Annotated in this window: 19 protein-coding genes; 8 read left to right on the top strand and 11 right to left on the bottom strand. The window is 66.4% G+C overall.

The window, feature by feature from the left end; all coding sequences use genetic code 11:
* Nucleotides 1–20: 20 nt before the first annotated feature.
* From C1A30_RS00440 to C1A30_RS00430, 3 genes are read right to left on the bottom strand one after another with little or no spacing between them, the layout of a single operon-like run.
* Nucleotides 21–1,109 (bottom strand): acyl-CoA dehydrogenase family protein, encoded by a 1,089-nt coding sequence (locus C1A30_RS00440; protein WP_101946324.1) that lies wholly within the window; start codon nt 1,107–1,109, stop codon nt 21–23.
* Nucleotides 1,096–1,908 (bottom strand): acyl-CoA dehydrogenase family protein, encoded by an 813-nt coding sequence (locus C1A30_RS00435; protein ID WP_101946323.1) that lies wholly within the window; start codon nt 1,906–1,908, stop codon nt 1,096–1,098. The genes C1A30_RS00440 and C1A30_RS00435 overlap by 14 nt, the downstream gene beginning before the upstream one ends.
* Entirely contained in the window at nt 1,893–3,290 is a 1,398-nt protein-coding gene (locus tag C1A30_RS00430) for a class I adenylate-forming enzyme family protein (protein ID WP_101946322.1), read from the bottom strand. Before C1A30_RS00430 ends, C1A30_RS00435 begins: the two co-directional genes overlap by 16 nt.
* 103 nt (nt 3,291–3,393) lie before the next feature.
* On the opposite strand from C1A30_RS00430, the gene C1A30_RS00425 reads away from it, so the two are divergent.
* Nucleotides 3,394–3,702 (top strand): 2Fe-2S iron-sulfur cluster-binding protein, encoded by a 309-nt coding sequence (locus C1A30_RS00425; protein ID WP_101946321.1) that lies wholly within the window; start codon nt 3,394–3,396, stop codon nt 3,700–3,702.
* On the opposite strand, the gene C1A30_RS00420 is transcribed toward C1A30_RS00425, so the two are convergent.
* The 4 genes from C1A30_RS00420 to C1A30_RS00405 are packed head-to-tail and all read right to left on the bottom strand — an operon-like array spanning nt 3,699 to nt 7,737.
* Nucleotides 3,699–4,745 (bottom strand): CaiB/BaiF CoA-transferase family protein, encoded by a 1,047-nt coding sequence (locus C1A30_RS00420; RefSeq protein WP_101946320.1) that lies wholly within the window; start codon nt 4,743–4,745, stop codon nt 3,699–3,701. The two genes, C1A30_RS00425 and C1A30_RS00420, sit on opposite strands and share 4 nt — an antisense overlap.
* 28 nt (nt 4,746–4,773) lie before the next feature.
* Complete coding sequence (locus tag C1A30_RS00415) at nt 4,774–5,730, bottom strand: LLM class F420-dependent oxidoreductase (protein WP_101946319.1); 957 nt, start codon at nt 5,728–5,730, stop codon at nt 4,774–4,776.
* Between the two features lies 1 nt (nt 5,731).
* Nucleotides 5,732–6,160 carry a cobalamin B12-binding domain-containing protein gene (locus C1A30_RS00410; RefSeq protein WP_101946318.1) on the bottom strand — a complete coding sequence of 143 codons (429 nt, stop codon included), beginning with the start codon at nt 6,158–6,160 and terminating at the stop codon, nt 5,732–5,734.
* The gene (locus C1A30_RS00405; protein ID WP_101946317.1) at nt 6,160–7,737 is read right to left on the bottom strand and encodes a methylmalonyl-CoA mutase family protein; all 1,578 of its coding nucleotides are present in this window, start codon (nt 7,735–7,737) and stop codon (nt 6,160–6,162) included. Before C1A30_RS00405 ends, C1A30_RS00410 begins: the two co-directional genes overlap by 1 nt.
* Nucleotides 7,738–7,926: 189 nt before the next feature.
* On the opposite strand from C1A30_RS00405, the gene C1A30_RS00400 reads away from it, so the two are divergent.
* From C1A30_RS00400 to C1A30_RS00380, 5 genes are read left to right on the top strand one after another with little or no spacing between them, the layout of a single operon-like run.
* Nucleotides 7,927–8,748 carry an NAD(P)-dependent oxidoreductase gene (locus C1A30_RS00400; protein ID WP_101946316.1) on the top strand — a complete coding sequence of 274 codons (822 nt, stop codon included), beginning with the start codon at nt 7,927–7,929 and terminating at the stop codon, nt 8,746–8,748.
* Complete coding sequence (locus tag C1A30_RS00395; protein ID WP_101946315.1) at nt 8,745–10,238, top strand: class I adenylate-forming enzyme family protein; 1,494 nt, start codon at nt 8,745–8,747, stop codon at nt 10,236–10,238. The genes C1A30_RS00400 and C1A30_RS00395 overlap by 4 nt, the downstream gene beginning before the upstream one ends.
* The gene (locus tag C1A30_RS00390) at nt 10,235–10,537 is read left to right on the top strand and encodes a hypothetical protein (RefSeq protein WP_101946314.1); all 303 of its coding nucleotides are present in this window, start codon (nt 10,235–10,237) and stop codon (nt 10,535–10,537) included. The genes C1A30_RS00395 and C1A30_RS00390 overlap by 4 nt, the downstream gene beginning before the upstream one ends.
* Before the next feature lie 12 nt (nt 10,538–10,549).
* The gene (locus tag C1A30_RS00385; protein ID WP_101946313.1) at nt 10,550–12,004 is read left to right on the top strand and encodes an adenylate/guanylate cyclase domain-containing protein; all 1,455 of its coding nucleotides are present in this window, start codon (nt 10,550–10,552) and stop codon (nt 12,002–12,004) included.
* Between the two features lie 37 nt (nt 12,005–12,041).
* Nucleotides 12,042–14,417 carry a lysylphosphatidylglycerol synthase transmembrane domain-containing protein gene (locus C1A30_RS00380; RefSeq protein WP_101946312.1) on the top strand — a complete coding sequence of 792 codons (2,376 nt, stop codon included), beginning with the start codon at nt 12,042–12,044 and terminating at the stop codon, nt 14,415–14,417.
* Here C1A30_RS00380 and modA read toward each other — a convergent pair.
* From modA to C1A30_RS00365, 3 genes are read right to left on the bottom strand one after another with little or no spacing between them, the layout of a single operon-like run.
* Nucleotides 14,414–15,163 carry a molybdate ABC transporter substrate-binding protein gene (modA, locus tag C1A30_RS00375; protein WP_101946311.1) on the bottom strand — a complete coding sequence of 250 codons (750 nt, stop codon included), beginning with the start codon at nt 15,161–15,163 and terminating at the stop codon, nt 14,414–14,416. The two genes, C1A30_RS00380 and modA, sit on opposite strands and share 4 nt — an antisense overlap.
* Nucleotides 15,160–15,567, bottom strand: a complete 408-nt coding sequence (locus tag C1A30_RS00370; RefSeq protein WP_101946310.1) for a molybdopterin-binding protein — start codon at nt 15,565–15,567, stop codon at nt 15,160–15,162. The genes modA and C1A30_RS00370 overlap by 4 nt, the downstream gene beginning before the upstream one ends.
* 60 nt (nt 15,568–15,627) lie before the next feature.
* Nucleotides 15,628–16,890 (bottom strand): amidohydrolase family protein, encoded by a 1,263-nt coding sequence (locus C1A30_RS00365; protein WP_101946309.1) that lies wholly within the window; start codon nt 16,888–16,890, stop codon nt 15,628–15,630.
* 24 nt (nt 16,891–16,914) lie between these two features.
* Between C1A30_RS00365 and C1A30_RS00360 the strand changes: the two genes are divergently transcribed.
* Together C1A30_RS00360 and C1A30_RS00355 are read left to right on the top strand one after the other, a co-directional pair.
* On the top strand, nt 16,915–17,769 hold the full coding sequence (locus C1A30_RS00360) for a helix-turn-helix transcriptional regulator (protein ID WP_101946308.1): 855 nt from the start codon (nt 16,915–16,917) through the stop codon (nt 17,767–17,769).
* Nucleotides 17,766–17,984 (top strand): hypothetical protein, encoded by a 219-nt coding sequence (locus C1A30_RS00355; RefSeq protein ID WP_101946307.1) that lies wholly within the window; start codon nt 17,766–17,768, stop codon nt 17,982–17,984. The genes C1A30_RS00360 and C1A30_RS00355 overlap by 4 nt, the downstream gene beginning before the upstream one ends.
* Here C1A30_RS00355 and C1A30_RS00350 read toward each other — a convergent pair whose 3' ends face one another.
* Nucleotides 17,985–19,466, bottom strand: coding sequence for a helix-turn-helix domain-containing protein (locus C1A30_RS00350; RefSeq protein WP_101946306.1), 1,482 nt, complete (start codon nt 19,464–19,466; stop codon nt 17,985–17,987). It lies immediately after the preceding gene.
* Nucleotides 19,467–19,555 lie beyond the last annotated feature (89 nt).

The following is a 19,555-nucleotide window of genomic DNA, read 5'->3' as shown; positions in this document are numbered from 1 at the left end:
GTTCGTCGCGCGAGCGCTCATCACACTCCCAATCCGAGAATGCGCGATGCGATGATGTTCTTCTGGATCTGACTGGTGCCGCCCATCACGCTCTGGGCGCGGCTGTACATGTACGCGCCGAACAGCTCGTCGTCGCTGGTGCCGACCGTCTTCAGCGCGGCGTGGCCGACGGACTGCTCGACCCACGTCATCAGGAGCTTGTCGAGTGAGCCCTGCGGGCCGTGCGTGATGCCGTCGAGTTGTTCCGACAGCCTCCTGCGCACATGCAACCGCAGCATCTCCGTCTGCACCCACGCCCAGGACAACTCCTCCGGCGGGTCGCCCTCGGCACGGGAGGCCAACTGTCGCACCAGTTTTCCGTAACGCGCCGAGAAGCCCAGCGTCGACGGCTCACGCTCGTGGCTGACGACGGTCATCGCCAGCTTCCAGCCCTCACCGGGTGCGCCAACCATGTTGTCGGCGGGCACCCGCGCACCGTCGAAGAGCACCTGCCCGAATTCCTTGGTCACACCGCTGATCATCTTCAGTGGCCGCTGCTCCATGCCCGGCTGATGCATGGAGATGATGAACGCCGAGATGCCCCGGTGTTTGGGTACGTCCTTGTCGGTGCGCGCCAGCAGCAGACACCAATCGGCCACATCCGAGTAGCTGGTCCAGATCTTGTGCCCGTGGATGACATACTCGTCACCCTCGCGGGTGGCCGTGGTGGTCAGCGACGCCAGATCGGAACCCGCGCCCGGCTCGCTGAAGCCCTGGCACCACCGCTCCGAGCCGTTGATCATGCCGGGCAGGAACCTGTCCTGCAGTTCCTTGCTGCCGTGATGACCGAGGCCGACGACCAGGTAGCCCAGGCTCGGCCGGGCCGGTGCGCCCGCTTTCGCGATCTCCTCGTCGACGATCACGTCGTAGACTGGCGGCAGGTCTTGGCCGCCATACTCTTTCGGCCACGACGTGCCGAAGAACCCGGCCTCGTACAGCGCGCGATGCCAGTCGCCCTGCTTGGCCCAGTACTCGTCACCTGAGGTCGGGAACTTGCCCTTCTGGTCGGCCAGCCAGCCACGCAGTCTGTCGCGGAACGCTGCTTCGTCCGGTGAGTCACGAAAATCCAATGGTCAACTCCTCCAGCTTCACCGGCCACAATTCGGTGGCGGCCAGTACCCGGCGCAGGTACACGTGCGCGAGGCATTCCCACGTGTTGCCGATGCCGCCGTGTACCTGGATCGACGTCTCGCACACCGTCAATGCCGCACGGGCGCAGTAGATCTTGGCCACTTTCGCGGCCTCGATCGCCTCGGCGGCCGGCAGTTCGTCGACCGCCCACGCCGCGTGGCGCAGCACGCTGACCGAGCCCTCGATCAGCGCCAGGCTCTCGGCAAGCAGGTGGCCGACGGCCTGATACGACCCGATGGTCGCGCCGTACTGTTCGCGGACCTTGGCATAGTCGACCGCCAGCGCGTGCGCGCCGCGCGCGGCGCCCACCAACTCGGCGCAGGTGACCGCGAGCGCCAGCGCACGCCAACGCCCGGCGTCGTCCTCCGACAACTCGCTCAACTCGGCCGGCGACTCCACCGCTCCGACAAAGCTTCCCGTCAAATCGACGGTCTGCGGTGTCGCGGCCGGGATCGACGGCTGCACACCGAGCCGCTGCAGTTCGTCGGCGAGTACCGGTCCCACGAACGGCACGTCGACCAGCCCCCGCGCGAACTCCTCGGCGACGATGGCGACTTCCACCCCCGACGCGCCGTCAGACCGAAGCGTCCGAAAACCTGTCCCTGCGACGGCCTTCTCCAGTCTGGCGATCCGGTTCGAATCCTCCAGATCGGCAACCGATCCCGGGCCCAGATCGTCAGCCAATTTGGCCGCCGCCTCCCGAAGCTGCTGCTGTTCAGCAGTCAGACGGACGTCCACAGCCGCTCCTTCAACACTCGACGCAACACCTTTCCCGATGGCAGACGCGGAACCTCATCGACGAACACCACGCGGCTGGGCCGCTTGTAAGAGGCGAGCCGCTCGGCCACGAGGCCGATCAGCTGCTCCGCCTCGACCGGCCTGTGCACCTTGACGGCGGCGACGATGGCCTCGCCGTTGGCCGCATCGGGTATACCGAACACCGCGCAGTCGTCGACCGCCTCGTGCCCGTGCAGAACGGCCTCGATCTCGGCGGGTGCCACCTGGAATCCCCGCACCTTGATCATCTCCTTGGCGCGATCGGTGATCCGCAGCCAGCCGTCGGCGTCCAGGTAGCCGACATCGCCGGTGCGGTACCAACCGTCCGAAAACGCCTGTGCCGTCGCGTCACTGGGCAGATAACCGGCCATCACGGAATCCGAGCGCGCCTGTATCTCGCCGACCGCCCCCGGCGACAGCGGTGCACCGTCGTCGAGAGACACGATCCGTACGCGCACCCCCGGAACCGGCCTGCCGACCGTGTCCAGGCGCGCGCCCTCGATTTCATTGCACGCGATGACCGGCAACTCGGTGGTGCCGTAGGCGGTCACCCAGTTGACCGCTGCTCTGTCGGTGATCGCCTCTGCGACGCTCCGCGTCACGGGCGTCGCGCACCACATGATGTAGCGCAGCGACGACAGATCGTGACGTTCCAGATCGGGATGCGCGGCGAGGGCCAAAGCGATTGGCGCTACGGCCATCTCGATGGTGATCCGGTCCTCTTCGATATGGCGCAGCATCAGGTCGATGTCGAAGCGCCGGTGCAGCCGCAACCACGTGCCGGTATCCAGCGCCATCATGATGTTCAGCAGCCCGAGGATGTGTGACGGCGGCGTCATGATCTGGATGCGGTCGGCCGCGGTCAGATGCAGCGCGTCGCGCCAGTGGCGCACCGCGACGGCGAAAGATCCGTGGGTGTGACGCACCGCCTTCGGCAGACCGGTCGTCCCTGAGCTGAACACGAACAGCGCATCACTCGACGGGTTCGGCGCTTCGAACGCGCGCTGCCCCGGTGCGATCGCCTCGTCGAGTGACAGCATCGGCATCGCCTCGGCGAGCACCGGATGGTCGCCCACCGCGTGCGACGGCCCCGTCAGCGCCAGCGCATTGTCGACCTCGGCGCGCTTCCACGCCGGACTCAACAACACCGCCGCCGCCCCGAGCCGCCAGATCGCCCATACCGCGATCACGAACTCCGGTCGATTCGACGACATCAGCGCCACCCGGTCGCCCGCCCGCACGCCGCGGTGTTCCAGCACGGTGGCCAGTCCGTTGGCGAGGGCATCGAGTTCGCGCAGCGTGTACTGCCGTTCCTCGAATGCGAGCGCGGTCGCCTCACTCACACGCTGTCCTTACCCGGGGCCAGTGGTACACGCTGAGAATAGCGTATCACTTATCGAGAATGATATTCTCGGAATATCAGAACCCATATGCCAGGAGAGGCTGATGACGGCAGAACCGATGCCGCCGCCCGATGCAGGCGGCCAGGTGACGATCGTTCTCGATCGTAAGAAGGTGTCGGTGCCCCGGGTGGCGAACGAGACACTTCTGGAGAGCGCCCGGCGCGCCGGGCTGTCCCCGCCATTCTCCTGTGAAGCAGGCAACTGTGGCACCTGCATGGGCAAGCTCACCGAGGGCAGCGCCACGATGCGCGTCAACGACGCCCTCGAGCAGGACGAGATCGACGACGGGTACGTGCTGACGTGCCAGGCGGTTCCGGATACCGATTCGATAAGCGTCACCTACGACGATTAAACCGACGCAGCGCCGTGCTCGTCGAGGCTTGGCGCAGGGCGGTATTCGGGCTCGTATCCTTCGATGTGGATCGGGCTGCCGACCAGCTTGAACTCGCCCGCGGTGACGAGCGCCTCCGGCGTCGCCTCCAACGCCTCCGGCAGGGTGCGCACGGCCGCCACCGGAATTCCCAAGGGCTGCAGCCGGGCTTGCCAACTCACCGCGGTGTCGGTGGCCAGCGCGGCCGTGACGACGGCGAGCACCTCGTCGCGGCGGGCGGCGCGTTCGGCCATCGTCGGGAAGCCGTCGATCTTGGCCTCTTCGGCGAACGCTTTCCAGAACGCGTCGTGGGTGATGAACAAGGCGAGATAGCCGTTCGCCGTCGGAAACAGCTGCGCCGGAACATAATACGAATGCGCGCCGAACGGGTAGCGCTGCGGTGCCGCGCCGTCGTTGAGATACGCCGACGCGCGATAGTTCAACTGGGACAACATCACGTCGCGCAGTGACACGTCCACCTGCCCGCCGCGGCCCGACACGATCTGCGCAAGCAGGCCCAGCGCCGCCGCCAATGCCGTCGAGTTGTCGGCCGACGAATACCCAGGCAACGTCGGCGGGTCGTCGGGATGCCCGGTCATCGCTGCCACACCGGTGGCGGCCTGGATGACGTAGTCGAACGCCGGGTCGTCGCCGCCGTTGAGGCCGAACCCCGTGATCGCAACGCAGACGATCCGCTCGTTGTACTTGCGCAGCGCGTCGTACGTCAGGCCGAGCCGCTTGATGGCCGACGGCTTCATATTGACCAGCAGCGCATGCGAATCCGCGACGAGCTCACCGAGCCGCTGCCGGCCAGCGTCAGAACGAAGATCCAGGCACACGCTCTGCTTGTTGCGGTTCAGGCTGGCGAAATAGCTGTCGCTGACCTGCCGGGAGATCTCGCCGCCAGGCGGTTCGATCTTGATGACCTCGGCGCCGAGATCGGCGAGCAGCATCGTCGCGTAGGGGCCTGCCAGCATCACGCCGACCTCGAGGATCCGGATACCGGAGAGCGGGCCTTGGTTCATCTGTTCTCTCGGCTCTTCGCGCAAGCGCTCATCGCACTTCGTTGGCCAGCTGTGAGATCACCTCGCGCGTCCGGTATTTCGAGGCGATCAGTTCATCGCGATTCTCGCCGATCGGCAACAGCCGAACCGAGAGGTCGGTGACGCCGGCGTCGGCGAAGCTCCGGAATCGCGCGAGGATTGCCTCCTCGTCACCGGCGGCGGTCAGGTCGCCGACGTCGCGGGCGTCGCCCCGATCGAGCAGCTTCTGATAGTTCGGCGACGTCTCGGCCTCGGCGAGAATGCGATTCGCGCGTTCCTTGGCCGCGTCGATCTCGGAGTTGGCGCACAGGCACACCGGGATGCCTGCGATGATCCGCGGCGCCGGACGTCCCGCGTTGTCGGCCGCCTTGGTGATCCGCGGCGCAATGTGATCGCCGATCGCCCGTTCGTCGGCCATCCACAACACCGTGCCGTCGGCGAGTTCACCTGCGATCTGCAGCATCACCGGGCCCAATGCGGCGACCAGCACCGGCATCGGCGTCTGTGCGCCAAGCACAGTCGGGTTGTGGACGGCGAACGAGTCGTTCTCCACGTCGACGTCACCTGGACCTGCCAGCGCCTTGTTGAGCACCTCGAGATAGTCGCGGGTGTATGCCGCCGGCTTCTCATACGGGATGCCGAGCATGTCACGGACGATCCAGTGGTGCGACGGCCCGACGCCGAGCGCAAGTCGCCCGCCGGTACCCGCATGCACGGACAGCGCCTGCCGTGCCAGCGCGATCGGGTGCTGCGCCTGCAGCGGCACCACCGCGGTGCCCAGTTCGATCCGGGAGGTGCGCGCGCCCATCAATGAAACCATGGTGAGACAGTCGAAGTCGTTGGGCACCTGCGGCATCCATGCGGTGTCCAGCCCCGCGGCTTCCGCCCACTCGATGTCGTCGAGCAGCTTCTTGAGCTTGCGGGTCATGTCACCGCGCTCAGCCCCGATCATCACGCCAAGCCGCATATTATTCAGCCACCCTCTCCGCGGTCAGCTTGCGCACCTCTGCGACCAGCGTGTCCAGCGGTGTGCCGGTCGGGAACACCGCCGCCGCACCGGCGTCCAACAGTTTCTGGACGTCCCCCTGCGGGATCGTGCCGCCCACCACGACGGCGATGTCCCCCGCGTCGGCCGCCCGCAATGCCTCGACGGTACGCGTCGTCAGCGCCACGTGCGCACCGGACAGGATCGAAAGACCCACCAGCGCAACGTCTTCCTGCAGCGCGATGGAGACGATGTCCTCGATACGTTGCCGGATACCGGTGTAGATCACTTCGAACCCCGCATCGCGCAGTGTGCGGGCGACGATCTTGGCCCCGCGGTCGTGACCGTCGAGGCCCGGCTTGGCGACCAGCACGCGCGCCGGGCGGGCTTGGGCGGGAGCGGATTCTGCCATCAGAACACCACCGGTTGCTGAAACTCGCCCCACACCGCTTTGAGGGTGGAAACCATCTCCCCCACAGTGCAATACGCATTCGCACAGTCGATCAGCTTGTGCATCAGGTTGTCGTCGCCTTCCGCCGCGCGCGACAGCGCCGCAAGACTGGCCGCCACCGCATCGGAATCCCGCTCGGCCTTGACCTTGGTCAGCCGCTTGAGCTGAAGGTCGCGGCCCTCGGCATCCAGTTCATAGGTGGCGATCTCGGGTGGCGGCTCGTCGGAGACGAACTTGTTCACACCGACGACCGGGCGCTTACCCGACTCGACCTCCTGGTGGATCTTGAACGCCTCGTCCGCGATCAGGCCCTGTAGATAGCCGTCCTCGATGGCGCGCACCATGCCGCCGTGGGCTTCGAGATCACCCATGATCTCGATGATCTTCTCCTCGGTGGCGTCGGTCAGCGCCTCGACGAAGTACGAACCGCCCAGCGGGTCAGCCACTTTCGTCACCCCGGTCTCGTAGGCCAGGATCTGCTGCGTGCGCAACGCGAGCGTCGCCGACTCCTCGCTGGGCAAAGCGAACGGTTCGTCCCACGCCGCGGTGAACATCGATTGCACGCCGCCGAGCACCGCTGCCATCGCCTCGTACGCCACCCGCACCAGATTGTTCTGGGCCTGCGGCGCATACAGCGACGCACCGCCCGCCACGCAGCCGAACCGGAACATCGACGCCTTGTCCGTCGTCGCACCGTAGCGCTCGCGGACGATGGTCGCCCACCGCCGACGGCCTGCCCGGTATTTGGCGATCTCCTCGAAGAAGTCGCCATGCGTGTAGAAGAAGAACGAGATCTGCGGGGCGAACTGGTCGATGGTCATCCTGCCGCGCTCGACCACGGTGTCGCAGTACGTGACACCGTCGGCAAGCGTGAACGCCATCTCCTGGACCGCGTTGGCACCGGCGTCGCGAAAATGCGCGCCTGCGACCGAGATCGCGTTGAACTTCGGCACCTCGGCCGCACAGAATTCGATGGTGTCGGCGATCAGCCGTAGCGACGGCTCCGGCGGCCAGATCCAGGTGCCGCGCGAGGCGTACTCCTTGAGGATGTCGTTCTGGATGGTGCCGGTGAGCTTCTCCCGCGGCACGCCCTTCTTCTCCGCGGCGGCCACATACAAGGCCAGCAGGATCGCGGCCGTGCCGTTGATCGTGAAGCTGGTGCTGATCGCCTCCAACGGGATGCCGTCGAACAGGATCTCGGCGTCGGCGAGCGTGTCGACCGCAACGCCGACCCGGCCGACTTCCTCCCCGTACTCGGGGTCGTCGGAATCGTACCCGCACTGGGTCGGCAGATCGAGGGCCACCGAGAGGCCGGTGCCGCCCTGGTCCAGCAGATAGCGATAGCGGCGGTTGGATTCCTCGGCGGTGCCGAAACCCGAGTACTGGCGAAACGTCCACGTCTTACCGCGGTACCCGGTCGCGAAGTTTCCGCGGGTGAATGGATAGGTGCCGGGCGCAGGCGGATCGGAGGCCCGGTCGGCCGGACCGTAGACCGGCTCGAGAGGCAGGCCGGAGGGCGTCTGTACAGGCTCGCTCATCACTGGATAACGTACTTGCAGAAAATGAGAATGCCAATAACGCCCGGCGGAAACCCGCACGGAGCAAAGTGCGCGGTGCGCGCGTTCCCGCCGCCGAAGGGCCGGTACACAGCGATTATGAGACTTGCCTAGAATGAGAATGCCAATTCCAATCGGGTAGCATCCGGGTAACTCACCGCGAGGAGGCCCATGTCCACGTTCACTGACCGCACGCTCGTCGTCTCGGGCGGCAGTCGCGGCATCGGGTTGGCGATCGCGCTGGCCGCCGCCAAACGGGGCGCCAACGTGGTGCTGCTGGCCAAGACGGCCGAACCGCACCCCAAACTTCCCGGCACCGTCCACACCGCGGTCGCCGACGTCGAGGCGGCGGGCGGCAAGGGCGTCGCAGTGGTCGGTGACGTGCGCAAGGAAGAAGACGTGCAGCGCGCGGTCGACACCGCGGTGGAGCATTTCGGCGGCGTCGACGTCGTGATCAACAACGCAAGCGCGATCGCGACCGAACCGACCGAGGAACTGTCCGCCAAGAAGTTCGACCTGATGATGGACATCAACGTGCGGGGGACGTTCCTGCTGACGAAGGCGGCGCTGCCGCACCTTCGGAACTCGGCCAACCCGCATGTGGTGACGCTGGCACCGCCGTTGAACATGAAGCCACACTGGCTGGGCGCCCACCCCTCGTACACGCTCTCGAAGTACGGCATGACGCTGTTGTCGCTGGGCTGGGCCGCCGAATACGCCGACTCGGGCATCGGCTTCGCCTGCCTGTGGCCACAGACCTACATCGCGACGTCGGCGGTGGCCAATCTGGCCGACGGCACGCTGATGCCCTCGTCCCGCAGCCCGGAGATCATGGGTGACGCGGCGGCCGAAATCCTGTCCAGGCCGCCCGCCGAGGTGAACGGCAGATGTTTCATCGACTCCGCCGTGCTGGCCGAGGCCGGTGTCACCGACCTTGCCCGCTACGGCGGTGGCGACAACCCGATCCTTGATATCTTCGTCGACAAGTCATGAGTATCTCGTTGCTGCTGGAGATGGCGGCGTCGTCGAATCCGGACCGCACCGCGCTGGTGGCCGGCGAGATCCGGCTGACCACAACCGAACTGAGCGAGCTCGCTGACGGAGGCGCCGGCGTGATCGCCGCGTCCGGTGCGCAGCACGTGACTTACGTCGGAACCGGTGGCGCGATGCTGCCGCTGCTGCTGTTCGCGTCCGCGCGCGCGGGCGTGGCGGTCACGCCGCTGAACTACCGGCTCAGCGAGGACGGCCTGCGGCAGCTGATCGACCGCCTGCCCACCCCACTGGTGATCGTCGACGCCGAGTACCGCGATGTCGTGGCCGGAGCGGGTAAGCAGGTGATCACCTCCGACGAATTCGCCGCGGCCGCACGGACCGCCGAGCCCGCTGCGGAGTTCGCCGACCCCGACGCCGTCGGCGTGGTGTTGTTCACGTCGGGCACCACGTCGCGCCCCAAAGCCGTTGAGCTGACGCACAACAACCTCACCAGCTACATCACCGGAACCGTCGAGTTCGACTCGGCCGAACCCGGCGACGCCGCACTGATCTGCGTGCCGCCGTATCACATCGCCGGTGTCAGCGCGGCGCTGTCGAACCTGTACGCCGGCCGAAAGATGGTGTACCTGCCGCAGTTCGACGCCGCCGAGTGGGTCCGGTTGGTCCGCGACGAGGGTGTCACATCGGCGACCGTGGTGCCGACCATGCTGGACCGCATCGTGTCGGCACTGGAGGCGCGGCCCGTCGATCTGCCCACCCTGCGCACCTTGGCCTACGGTGGTTCCAAGGTCGCACTTCCGTTGGTACGCAAGGCGCTTGACTTGTTGCCGAACGTCGGTTTCGTCAACGCGTACGGCCTCACGGAAACCAGTTCGACGATCGCGGTGCTCACCCCGGACGACCACCGGGAAGCGTTGGCCGCCGAGGATGAGGCGGTGGCCCGGCGACTGGGTTCTGTGGGTCAACCGGTGCCGAGCATCGAGGTGCAGATCCGCGGCGGTGACGGCACCGTCCTCGGACCCGGCGAGACGGGCGAGTTGTTCGTGCGCGGCGAGCAGGTCTCTGGCCGTTACACCGACATCGGGTCGGTGCTCGACGCCGACGGCTGGTTCCCCACCAAAGACGTTGCGATGCTTGACGAAGGTGGCTACCTCTTCATCGGCGGCCGGTCCGACGACACCATCATCCGCGGTGGTGAGAACATCGCTCCCGCCGAAATCGAGGACGTGTTGGTCGAGCATCCCTCGGTGCGCGACTGTGTGGTCGTGGGCCCCGAAGACCCGGAATGGGGTCAGATCATCGTCGCGGTCGTGGTCCCTGCCGACGGCGCGCAACCCGATCCCGACGAACTGCGCGCACACGTGCGCGCACAGCTGCGCGGATCACGCACCCCGGATCGCGTGGTGTTCCGTGACGAGTTGCCGACGAATGCGACGGGCAAGGTGCTGCGGCGGGAACTCGTCGACGAATTTCAAAGGAGCCGAACATGATCAAGAACGGCACCCGGCTGCAGAGCCAGGTCTGTGACACCCAGGTGATCGTCGTGCGCAGCGCCGACAGCCTCGACGACTTGCGGGCAGGCGGCGTTCCGATGGTGCCACTGGACGCCGAAAAGTCTGCGGACGCCACCATCGATCCGGCGTTCTCGGGCGGCAATGTGATGGGCAAGCGCTACGTCGACGAGAACGGCGCCGAGGTACTGGTGACCAAGGCGGGCGCGGGCACGCTCAGCATCGGCACCACCGCACTGAATCTGAAGGAAGCCAAGCCGCTGCCTGCCAGCGACTGACACTATGGGCCGATGAGGCCGCGCAGCCTGGTCGTTCGATATTCGGCAGGCCTTGCGTTCGCCTATCTGCTTTCGGCCGCAGAGGTCGTCGCGGTCGTCGTCTCGGTCAGCCGGGAAACGGTCATGGCGGCCCAATCGGTGCTCAATGCCGGGAATCTGATCGCGACCCTCGCTCTAGTCGTTGTCGGGACGATCTCCGTCGCAACAAGCAGCGTCGCACTCGTCGTGCGTGCGCTCAACCGCGTTGGCACCATGCACAAGACTCCCAACATCACCAGGCGCCAATCCGCGATTCTGCTGACGCCGTGGGTGATCTCCGCCGCCGTCATGATTCCGTTGAACGTCGACGACGGCCCGCGCGCGCTGACTCTGATCGTTTCGGCGATCATGTTCGGAGCGACCGCCACGGTGTGCACGGGTTTTCTGTTCACCCAACGGGCATTGCGTGCCCTGATGATTGCCACCACAGTCGATCTCGAGCACGCCGAACGAGCGCCTGGTGTGCGGGCGCGAATGATCCTGATGTGGATCATGTGTAGCGCTCTGCCCGGCGCCGGCATCGTGGTGCTGGTGATGCTGCGGGCCAACGGCTGGATCATCCAGCCGGATGCGCCCATCGAGGTTCCGGTGCTGGTGCTGGCGCTCGTCGCGGTGGTGTTGGGGATGCGCGCGATGATCCTGGTTTCGTCGTCGATCTCGGATCCGATACACGAAGTGGTCAACGCGATGGCAGAAGTCGAACGCGGTCACCTGGATCAGCGGATCGACGTATACGAGCGGTCCGAAATCGGGCAGTTGCAAAGCGGATTCAACCGTATGGTCGCCGGCTTACGCGAGCGCGACCGGTTGCGGGACCTGTTCGGCAGGCATGTCGGTGAGGAGGTGGTCCGGCGTGCCGTCGAAGAACACGAATCGGTGACCGGCGACGAACGCGATACGGCAATCCTGTTCATCGATCTGGTGGGTTCAACGCAGTTGGCGGCGGCACATGAACCGCATGAGGTGGCCGCGGTGCTCAACGACTTTTTTCGAATCGTGGTCGCAGAAGTCGACAAACGCGACGGGCTGATCAACAAGTTTCAGGGCGATGCGGCGCTGGCCGTGTTCGGCGCTCCACTGCGGATCGACGACCCCGCCACCGCCGCATTGGCCACCGCCCGCGCGCTCGGTGACGAATTGCGCCGACTGAGGGTCGACTTCGGAATCGGAGTGTCCGCCGGGCCCGTCTTCGCGGGCAATATCGGCGCGGAAAACCGTTACGAATACACCGTCGTCGGCGACGCCGTCAACGAGGCGGCGCGGTTGGCCGACCGCGCCAAGGACTTCGACACCCGGGTACTGTGTTCGAGCGCCGCGCTCGACCGGGCCGACGCCGCCGAGCGGGGGTGCTGGCGGATGCAAGGCGCAGAAATGCTCAGAGGCCGGTCACAACTCACGCACATATCGGCACCGCTGGCGTCAAGCTAACGCCCGCCATCAGCCCCGCGTGCGATGATTCACCGACATGCGAGTCGACGGGCGGGACATCACCGTTTCCGGCAGCTTGCTGCAACCACTGACCCGGCGCACCAACGACATCCTGCGCCTGGTCCTCGCGGGCGCATTCCTGGCCGCGGTGATCACGAGTTCGCTGATCACCCGCAACGAATGGGACGCCCTTGAGCGGTCGATCTCCGAGATCGTCGGGGTGTTGACACCCACCCAGTCAAACCTGGTGTACCTGATCTACGGGATGGCGATCCTGGCGCTGCCGTTCGCGATCCTGGTCGGGTTGATCCTCGCGCGGCAGTGGAAACTGCTCGGCGCATACGCCGCCGCGGCGTTCCTGGCCTTCTTCTCGCTGTCGATCACCGGCAACGGCATCTCCGCGCCGCGATGGCATTTCGACCTGTCCGACCGGCTGGACACGCTGCTCTCGCAGTTCCTCGACGATCCACGCTGGATCGCCATGCTGGCCGCGGTGCTGACCGTCTCGGGTCCGTGGCTGCCCGCTCGGTGGCGGCGGTGGTGGTGGGCGCTGCTGCTGGCCTTCGTTCCGATCCATCTCGTCGTCAGCGCGGTGGTGCCCGCGCGGTCACTGCTCGGGCTGGCCGTCGGCTGGTTCGTCGGCGCACTGGTGGTGCTGGCGGTCGGCACGCCCGCCCTCGAGGTCCCGCTCGACGGTGCCGTGCGCGCCCTTGCCCGACGTGGCTTTCTCACCTCGACATTGACGGTGGTGCGGCCGGCGGGGACGGGGCCGTTGGTGCTGTCGGCCAGATCCACCGAACCCGAGACAGTCGCGGTTGTCGAGATGTACGGCCCGAATCAGCGCAGCGGCGGCTTCATGCGCCAATTCTGGCGCTGGCTGCGGCTACGCAATAGTGAGACGTCACCGCTGCAGGCGTCCATGCAGCGCGCCGTCGAGCATCGAGCGTTGATGGCGATCGCGATCGGCGATCTGGGAGTCGCCAACTCCTCCACCATGGCGATGACCCCGCTCGACCGCGGGTGGACCCTTTATGCGCATACGCCGCCGGCAGGCACGCCGATCACGGACTGCACCGAAGAGGGCTGTGTCGACCGGGTGTGGGAGGCGCTGGGCGTGCTGCATGACTGCCATATCTCGCACGGCGATCTGCGCGCCGGGGAGATCACGATCGTCGACGGCACTGCGCGTTTGGGCGGTTTCGGCAGCGCCGAATACGGCGCCACCGACGAGCAACTGCAGGCCGACATCGCCCAACTGTTGGTGACGACGACGCACCTGTACGGCGCCGAGGCGGCGGTCGGCGCAGCCGTCGATGTCCTCGGTAAGGATGTGGTGCTGAAGGCATCACGGCGACTGACCAAGTCCGCCATGCCGTCACGGATCCGCAAGTCGGTGGCCGACGTCGGCGCGGTGATGTCCTCAGCGCGCGATGAAGTGAAGCGGCGCACCGGCGCCGATCAGATCAAGACCGAGACGATCACGCGGTTCACCCGCAAGCAGGTGGTCCAACTGGTGCTGCTCGTCGCGCTGGTCTACGTCGCCTACCCGTTCATCAGCACTGTGCCGGCATTCTTTTCAGAGCTGCGGACAGCGAACTGGTGGTGGGCGCTGATGGGGCTCGCGGTGTCGGCGCTGACGTATATCGGTGCGGCAGCGGCGTTGTGGGCCTGCGCGGACGGACTGGTCAGCTTCAAGAATCTGACGATCATGCAGGTGGCCAACACGTTTGCGGCGACGACCACGCCCGCCGGTGTCGGCGGCCTGGCACTGTCGACGCGTTTCCTGCAGAAGGGCGGCCTCGGTGCACTGCGCGCGACGGCGGCCGTCGCGCTGCAACAAACCGTGCAGGTCATCACGCATGTGGCGTTGCTGATCTTCTTCAGCGCCGCCGCGGGAGCGTCCGCGGACCTGACGCACTTCGTCCCGTCCGCCACGCTGCTGTACCTGATCGGCGGGGTACTGCTCGGACTGGTCGGCGCGTTCCTGTTCGTCCCGATCCTTCGCCGGTGGCTTGCGACGGCGGTTCGTCCGCGCCTGAAGGAAGTGCTGGGCGACCTCGCCGAGTTGGCCCGCGAACCCAAGCGTCTGGCGATCATCGTTCTTGGTTGTGCGGCAACGACTCTCGGTATGGCCTTGGCGCTGTGGGCAAGTATCGAGGCGTTCGGCGGCGACACGTCGTTCGTCACGGTGACGGTCGTGACGATGGTCGGCGGAACCTTGGCGTCGGCGGCCCCGACGCCTGGCGGCGTCGGCGCGGTGGAGGCGGCGTTGATCGGTGGGCTCGCCGCGTTCGGTGTACCGACCGCAATCGCGGTGCCGTCGGTGCTGCTCTACCGGGTGCTGACGTGCTGGCTACCGGTGTTCGTCGGATGGCCGATCATGCGCTGGCTCACCGAGCAGGACATGATCTAGGGCTTCGCGAATCCCGCTGCGTTGAGCACCTTTTGGCCCGACTCGCCTTTCACGAGGTCGACGAACTTGCGGGCCAACTCCTGGTTCTTGGACTCCTTGAGCACCGCGATCGGGTAGGTGTTGACTGCGCTTGCCGATTCGGGGAACGGCACGGAGTTCACCTTGTTGCCCGCACCGATCGCGTCGGTGACGTAGACCAGTCCCGCGTCGGCCTGGCCGGTCTCCACCTTGTTGAGCACATCGGTGACGGCGGATTCCTCGCTGACGGGGTTGAGTTTCACGCCGGTTGCCTGCTCGACCTTCTGGGTGGCCGATCCGCACGGCACCTGCGGGGCGCAGGTGACCACGTTGAGCCCTTGCCGCGTCAGGTCTTTGAACGATGCGATCTTCTTCGGGTTGCCGGGTGCGACGGCGATGGTGAGCGTATTGGACGCGAAGTTGACCGGGTCACCCGCCAGCAGGCCGGCTTGCGCCGCCTTGTCCATGTTCTTGGTGTCGGCCGACGCGAATACGTCGGCCTGCGCGCCCTGGGTCAACTGGGTCACCAGGTCCGAGGAGCCGGCGAAGGAGAATTCCACTGAGACGCCAGGGTTTTCGGTGTTGAACTGGTTGCCGATGTCGGTGAACGTCTGCTTCAGCGACGCGGCGGCGAAGACGATGATCTTCGTGTTGGCGGCCGACTCTTCCTTGGAGCCGCATCCGCTGAGCAGCACCAGCGCCAGCGCGGCGGCCACGAGCCGTCTCACGACTGTCCGCCAGGAGTTTCGACGATCACGGTGGTGGCCTTCACAACGGCGACGGCGACACTGCCGGGCTCCAGCCCGAGGTCACGTACCGCATCCGCGCTCATCAAGGAGACGACGGTGAAAGGCCCACACTGCATTTCGACCTGCGCCATCACCTTGTCGGTCACCACCTTGGTCACCAGCCCGGCGAACCGGTTACGCGCCGAGCTCGCGATGCTCAGCGGATCCTTCGGCGCCGCAGCGGCGTTCGCGCTGGCGAAAGCGGCCAGCACCTCGCCCGCGATGACCTTGCGGCCCGCGTCGTCCTGGCCTGCGGGCAGGCTGCCGTCGTCGATCCAACGCCGGACGGTGTCGTCGCTGACGCCGAGCAGTTCGGCAGCCTCACGGACTCGAATCGATGCCACCGCGGCATCTTATCCGCAAATGCGGTTTTTCTGCGTGGATCAATCCGCAGATGCGGATTCTCAGGCCTCGGCGAGCCGCTTTTCGGCGTATAGCCGTGCCCACTCCCTGCGGGGCCTGATCGACACGTCGACGTCGGCTCCCTTGGCGCGCAGCGCTCCCACGGTCGCCTGCTCCCGCGATGTGCGGGCGAACGGATCCCAGCTGAAGAACCGGCACGCGTTCTGCCAGGTGATCTTGTCGATATCGGAATCGTCGGCGCCTGCGGCGTTCAGCTCGGCCAGCACCTGCTCGGGGGCGTCGGGCCAGAAGCAGTCGGAGTGCGGGTAGTCGCACTCCCACGCGATGTTGTCGATGCCGATTTCGTGGCGCAGTCGCAGCGAGGTCTTGTCAGTGACGTAGCAGGCCAGCGAGTGCTCGCGGAACACGTCGCTGGGCAGTTTGTCGCCGAAGTCGCGGCGCAGCCACTTCTGGTTGGTGTAGTGCCTGTCGCTGCGGTCCAGATAGAACGGAATCCAGCCGATGCCGCCCTCGGAGAACGCGAACTTCAGATCGGGATAGCTGCGCATTGCCGGGCCCCACAGCAGATCTTGGGCACACATCGCCGACACCTGGGTCGCCAGGATGATCATGTTGTCGATCGGCGCGTTGGGCGCCATGCTGATCGCCCCGAAGCCAGTGCCGATGTGCAGGCACATCACCACGTTCTCTTCCGAAAGCGCCCGGAACACCGGACCCCAGTACTCGTCGTCGTGATAACTCGGAAGGCCTTCCAGATGAGGCAGTTCCGGCATCGTGACGGCGCGGCAGCCCTTGGCCGCGACGCGACGGATTTCGGCGACCATCGCCTCGGGGTTCCACGTCGGCAGCACCGCGATCGGGATGAAGCGGTCGGGATAGCTGCCCGCCCATTCGTCGATGTGCCAGTCGTTGTAGGCCGACACCATCACCAACGTGACCTGTTCGCGGTGCATGTTGAGATGCCGCGCGGAGAACCCGGTGAAGGTCGGGAAGCACATCGAGGCGAGGATGCCGTTGCGGTTCATATCGCGGACGCGTTCGTGGACGTCGTACACGCCGGGGCGCATCTCGGCGAAGCCTGCGGGGTCGCGGCCCCACTCCTCGGCAGGCCAGGACACCACCGCGTTGAGGCCGCTGACACCCTGCGGTCGGCCCTGATACATCCATTGGTCGACGCCCTTGTCATCAGTGACGACGATCGGCGCCTCGTCCTTGTACTTGGCAGGCACATGGCGCAGGAACATGTCGGGCGGCTCGACCACGTGGTCGTCGATGCTGACGAGGATCAGCTCGGAGGTATCCATACCCAACTAGTACCGTCTAGCGGTGTGACCGTCTCTGCGCTTTCGGACAGAGTTTTATCTCAATCGGCCAAGCGCGTGATCGAGCTGCGGCGAGGGGGGCGCGCGCTGGGCGGCAGCTACCTCTACGAGGGCGACGCGCTGATCACCGGGTGGCATAGCCACGAGGTCCACCAGATCGAGTACGCGATCGGCGGAGTGGTTGAGGTCGAGACGGCGTCGGCGCACTACCTGCTGCCGCCGCAACAGGCGGCGTGGATTCCCGCCGGCCTAGAGCACCAGGCCACGATGAATCCCGACGTCAGAACCGTGGCGGTGATGTTCGACCGCGAGCTCGTCACCGACGGCGGCGATCGCGCCCGCATCCTTGCGGTGTCGCCGTTGATCCGCGAAATGATGATCTACGCGCTGCGCTGGCCGATCGACCGGCCCGAGGGTGACGCGATCTCCGACGCGTTCTTCCGCACCCTGGCCAATCTGGTCACCGAGGCGCTGGATCATGAAGCGCCGCTCAGCCTGCCGACGTCGGACAACCCGATCGTGGCCGCGGCGATGGCGTACACGAAGGAACACCTGGCGTCGGTGACGGCCGTCGAGGTGGGCCGCGCGGTGTCGGTGTCGGAGCGCACATTGCGACGGCTGTTCCAGGACACGCTCGGATTACCTTGGCGGACATACCTTTTGCATGCCCGGATGCTGCGCGCCATGGCCTTGCTGGCGGGGCGGGGGCAATCAGTTCAGGAGACGTCGTCGGCGGTGGGCTTTGACAGTCTGAGTTCCTTCACCCGGGCGTTCAACCAGTTCTGCGGGGAGACGCCGAGCACATACCGGAAGAGGCTCGGGTTTCAACAGAGGTCGTCGGGGGCAATCTCTTCGCCATGAGCGACGACGGAATGGGCGAAGCGATCGCGACCACGGGACTGTTCTTGAACTTCATCGCGGTGATCGCCGTCGCGGTGTGCCTGGCCAGCTGGGCCGGACACGGTGCGCTGACCGCGTTGTCGGGTGCCGTCGCGCTGATCAGTTTCGCCGCGAGCATCGCGTGCTTCCGCGCCCAGGCCGACGACGGGGAACAGCAGGAAGTCGCCGTCGGCTGATCAGTGGGACTCGCGCGGCACGTGGATGTCGTACCCCGCGATCTTGCGGTACAGCGTCGCCCGGCTCATGCCGAGTTCGGCGGCCGCCTCAGCCATCGTCAGCTTGTCGTCGTTGAGCACACGGATGATCTCGCCTCGCTCGAACGCCTCGATACGTGACAGGTGGCGTGTCCTACCCGCCAAGATCTGCGGCGGCAGGTGTTTGACGTCGATCACGTCGGCGTGGGCCGCCACGTGTGAGACCACGCGCGTCAGCTCGTCGGCGTTCCCGGGCCAGTCGTAATTCGTCAGCGCCCGCGCCGCCGTCGCGCTGATGTCGATCTCGCGACCCCGAACACGCATGGCGATGTGCCGCGCCAACGGCACCACGTCATCAGGCCGGTCGCGCAGCGGGGGCACCGGGGCCACCCTGTCCACCAGGCCGGCCAATGCCGCAGGGATGTCCTCGAATCTCTCCGCCGTGAGGGCGAACGGAACCGATGTCGACCCGTGGGCTCGCAGCACCAGACTGCGCAGGCGCTCGGCGACCCAGGTCGGCAGCATGTCGACGTCGCGGACGATCACCGCGGTGTGGGCCTTGCCGAGTTCCGGTGCCCACAACCCCAGCCAGGTCTGGATATCCGACGGGCCGGGCGCGCTCGCGGACAGGATGCGGTCACGCGGATAGGTGTGCCGGGCCGCCTGCGCAAGCAGCGTCGCCCGCCCCGAGCCGGGCTCACCGACCGCGGCCACAATCGAGCCGGCGAGCATCGCCTCTTCGGCTCGGGCCACAGCGCTGTTCCAGGCGTCCGAAAGTGGTTGCAAGCTACCGGATCCCGGTACTGGCCGGGGCACCTCGACGCGGAAGACCTGCCCGCGGGGGGTCCGTCGCGCGTGCCGCCCCACGCCTCGGGCGAGCATCAGCGCGGTGGTGTTGCTGGCCGCGGAGCGGGCCAGCGCGAGCAACAGGTCGTTGGACGACTGCGACCACGTCGTGAGGTTGACGCTGCCTTCGAGCCGACCCGACGTGGGGTCGAACACCGGAACCGCGGCGCACGTGAACGTGCACAGGCTCAACGCATAGTGCTGGTCGGCGCGCACGAGGGTGGGCACGCGGTCGGCAAGCGCCAAGCCGAGGCCGTTGGTGCCGACGTCGCGTTCGGCGTAGCCGAACCCCGGCGCCAGGTGAACGTCGTCGAGCGCCTTGAGCAAGCTGTGATCACCGGACAGTCGCGACAACACCACCCCGTCGCTGTCGGTCAGCATCATGCTGACCGGTTCATTGGCGAGCGTGCTGTGCAGGTCGGCCAGCACCTCGTTGCCGCACTGGAAGAACAGTGAACCGAGGTTCTCCGTGCCGGTGAAGACGGGTTCGATCTCTTCGAGCGGTACGCCGTAATCCTCGCTGCGCTGCCACGATGCCAGCAGTCGTTGCGACAGACCGCTCGCCTCGCGGTGCGCCACTTCATGCAGTCGAACGCGGTCTAAGAAGTCCTCAGACACCTACCTACCTCACTGTGGTCCACGTTACAAAGCCTGCCAAGTTCGCGGGGATCGAATGAGCCGGGCGGCGTCTCAGATTGAGACGCACG

Source organism: Mycobacterium sp. 3519A (assembly GCF_900240945.1).
In the GTDB taxonomy this organism is placed as follows: Bacteria; Actinomycetota; Actinomycetes; order Mycobacteriales; family Mycobacteriaceae; genus Mycobacterium.
Note: the sequence above shows the minus strand (reverse complement) of the source record. Positions and strands in the feature narration are given on the sequence as shown.

What these genes read in the sequence shown, in the direction of transcription:
- C1A30_RS00425 (WP_101946321.1), top strand. Translation starts at nt 3,394, where the DNA reads ATGACGGCAGAACCGATGCCGCCGCCCGATGCAGGCGGCCAGGTGACG.
- C1A30_RS00420 (WP_101946320.1), bottom strand. Translation starts at nt 4,745, where the DNA reads ATGAACCAAGGCCCGCTCTCCGGTATCCGGATCCTCGAGGTCGGCGTG.
- C1A30_RS00415 (WP_101946319.1), bottom strand. Translation starts at nt 5,730, where the DNA reads ATGCGGCTTGGCGTGATGATCGGGGCTGAGCGCGGTGACATGACCCGC.
- C1A30_RS00410 (WP_101946318.1), bottom strand. Translation starts at nt 6,160, where the DNA reads ATGGCAGAATCCGCTCCCGCCCAAGCCCGCCCGGCGCGCGTGCTGGTC.
- C1A30_RS00405 (WP_101946317.1), bottom strand. Translation starts at nt 7,737, where the DNA reads ATGAGCGAGCCTGTACAGACGCCCTCCGGCCTGCCTCTCGAGCCGGTC.
- C1A30_RS00400 (WP_101946316.1), top strand. Translation starts at nt 7,927, where the DNA reads ATGTCCACGTTCACTGACCGCACGCTCGTCGTCTCGGGCGGCAGTCGC.
- C1A30_RS00395 (WP_101946315.1), top strand. Translation starts at nt 8,745, where the DNA reads ATGAGTATCTCGTTGCTGCTGGAGATGGCGGCGTCGTCGAATCCGGAC.
- C1A30_RS00390 (WP_101946314.1), top strand. Translation starts at nt 10,235, where the DNA reads ATGATCAAGAACGGCACCCGGCTGCAGAGCCAGGTCTGTGACACCCAG.
- C1A30_RS00385 (WP_101946313.1), top strand. Translation starts at nt 10,550, where the DNA reads ATGAGGCCGCGCAGCCTGGTCGTTCGATATTCGGCAGGCCTTGCGTTC.
- C1A30_RS00380 (WP_101946312.1), top strand. Translation starts at nt 12,042, where the DNA reads ATGCGAGTCGACGGGCGGGACATCACCGTTTCCGGCAGCTTGCTGCAA.
- C1A30_RS00365 (WP_101946309.1), bottom strand. Translation starts at nt 16,890, where the DNA reads ATGGATACCTCCGAGCTGATCCTCGTCAGCATCGACGACCACGTGGTC.
- C1A30_RS00355 (WP_101946307.1), top strand. Translation starts at nt 17,766, where the DNA reads ATGAGCGACGACGGAATGGGCGAAGCGATCGCGACCACGGGACTGTTC.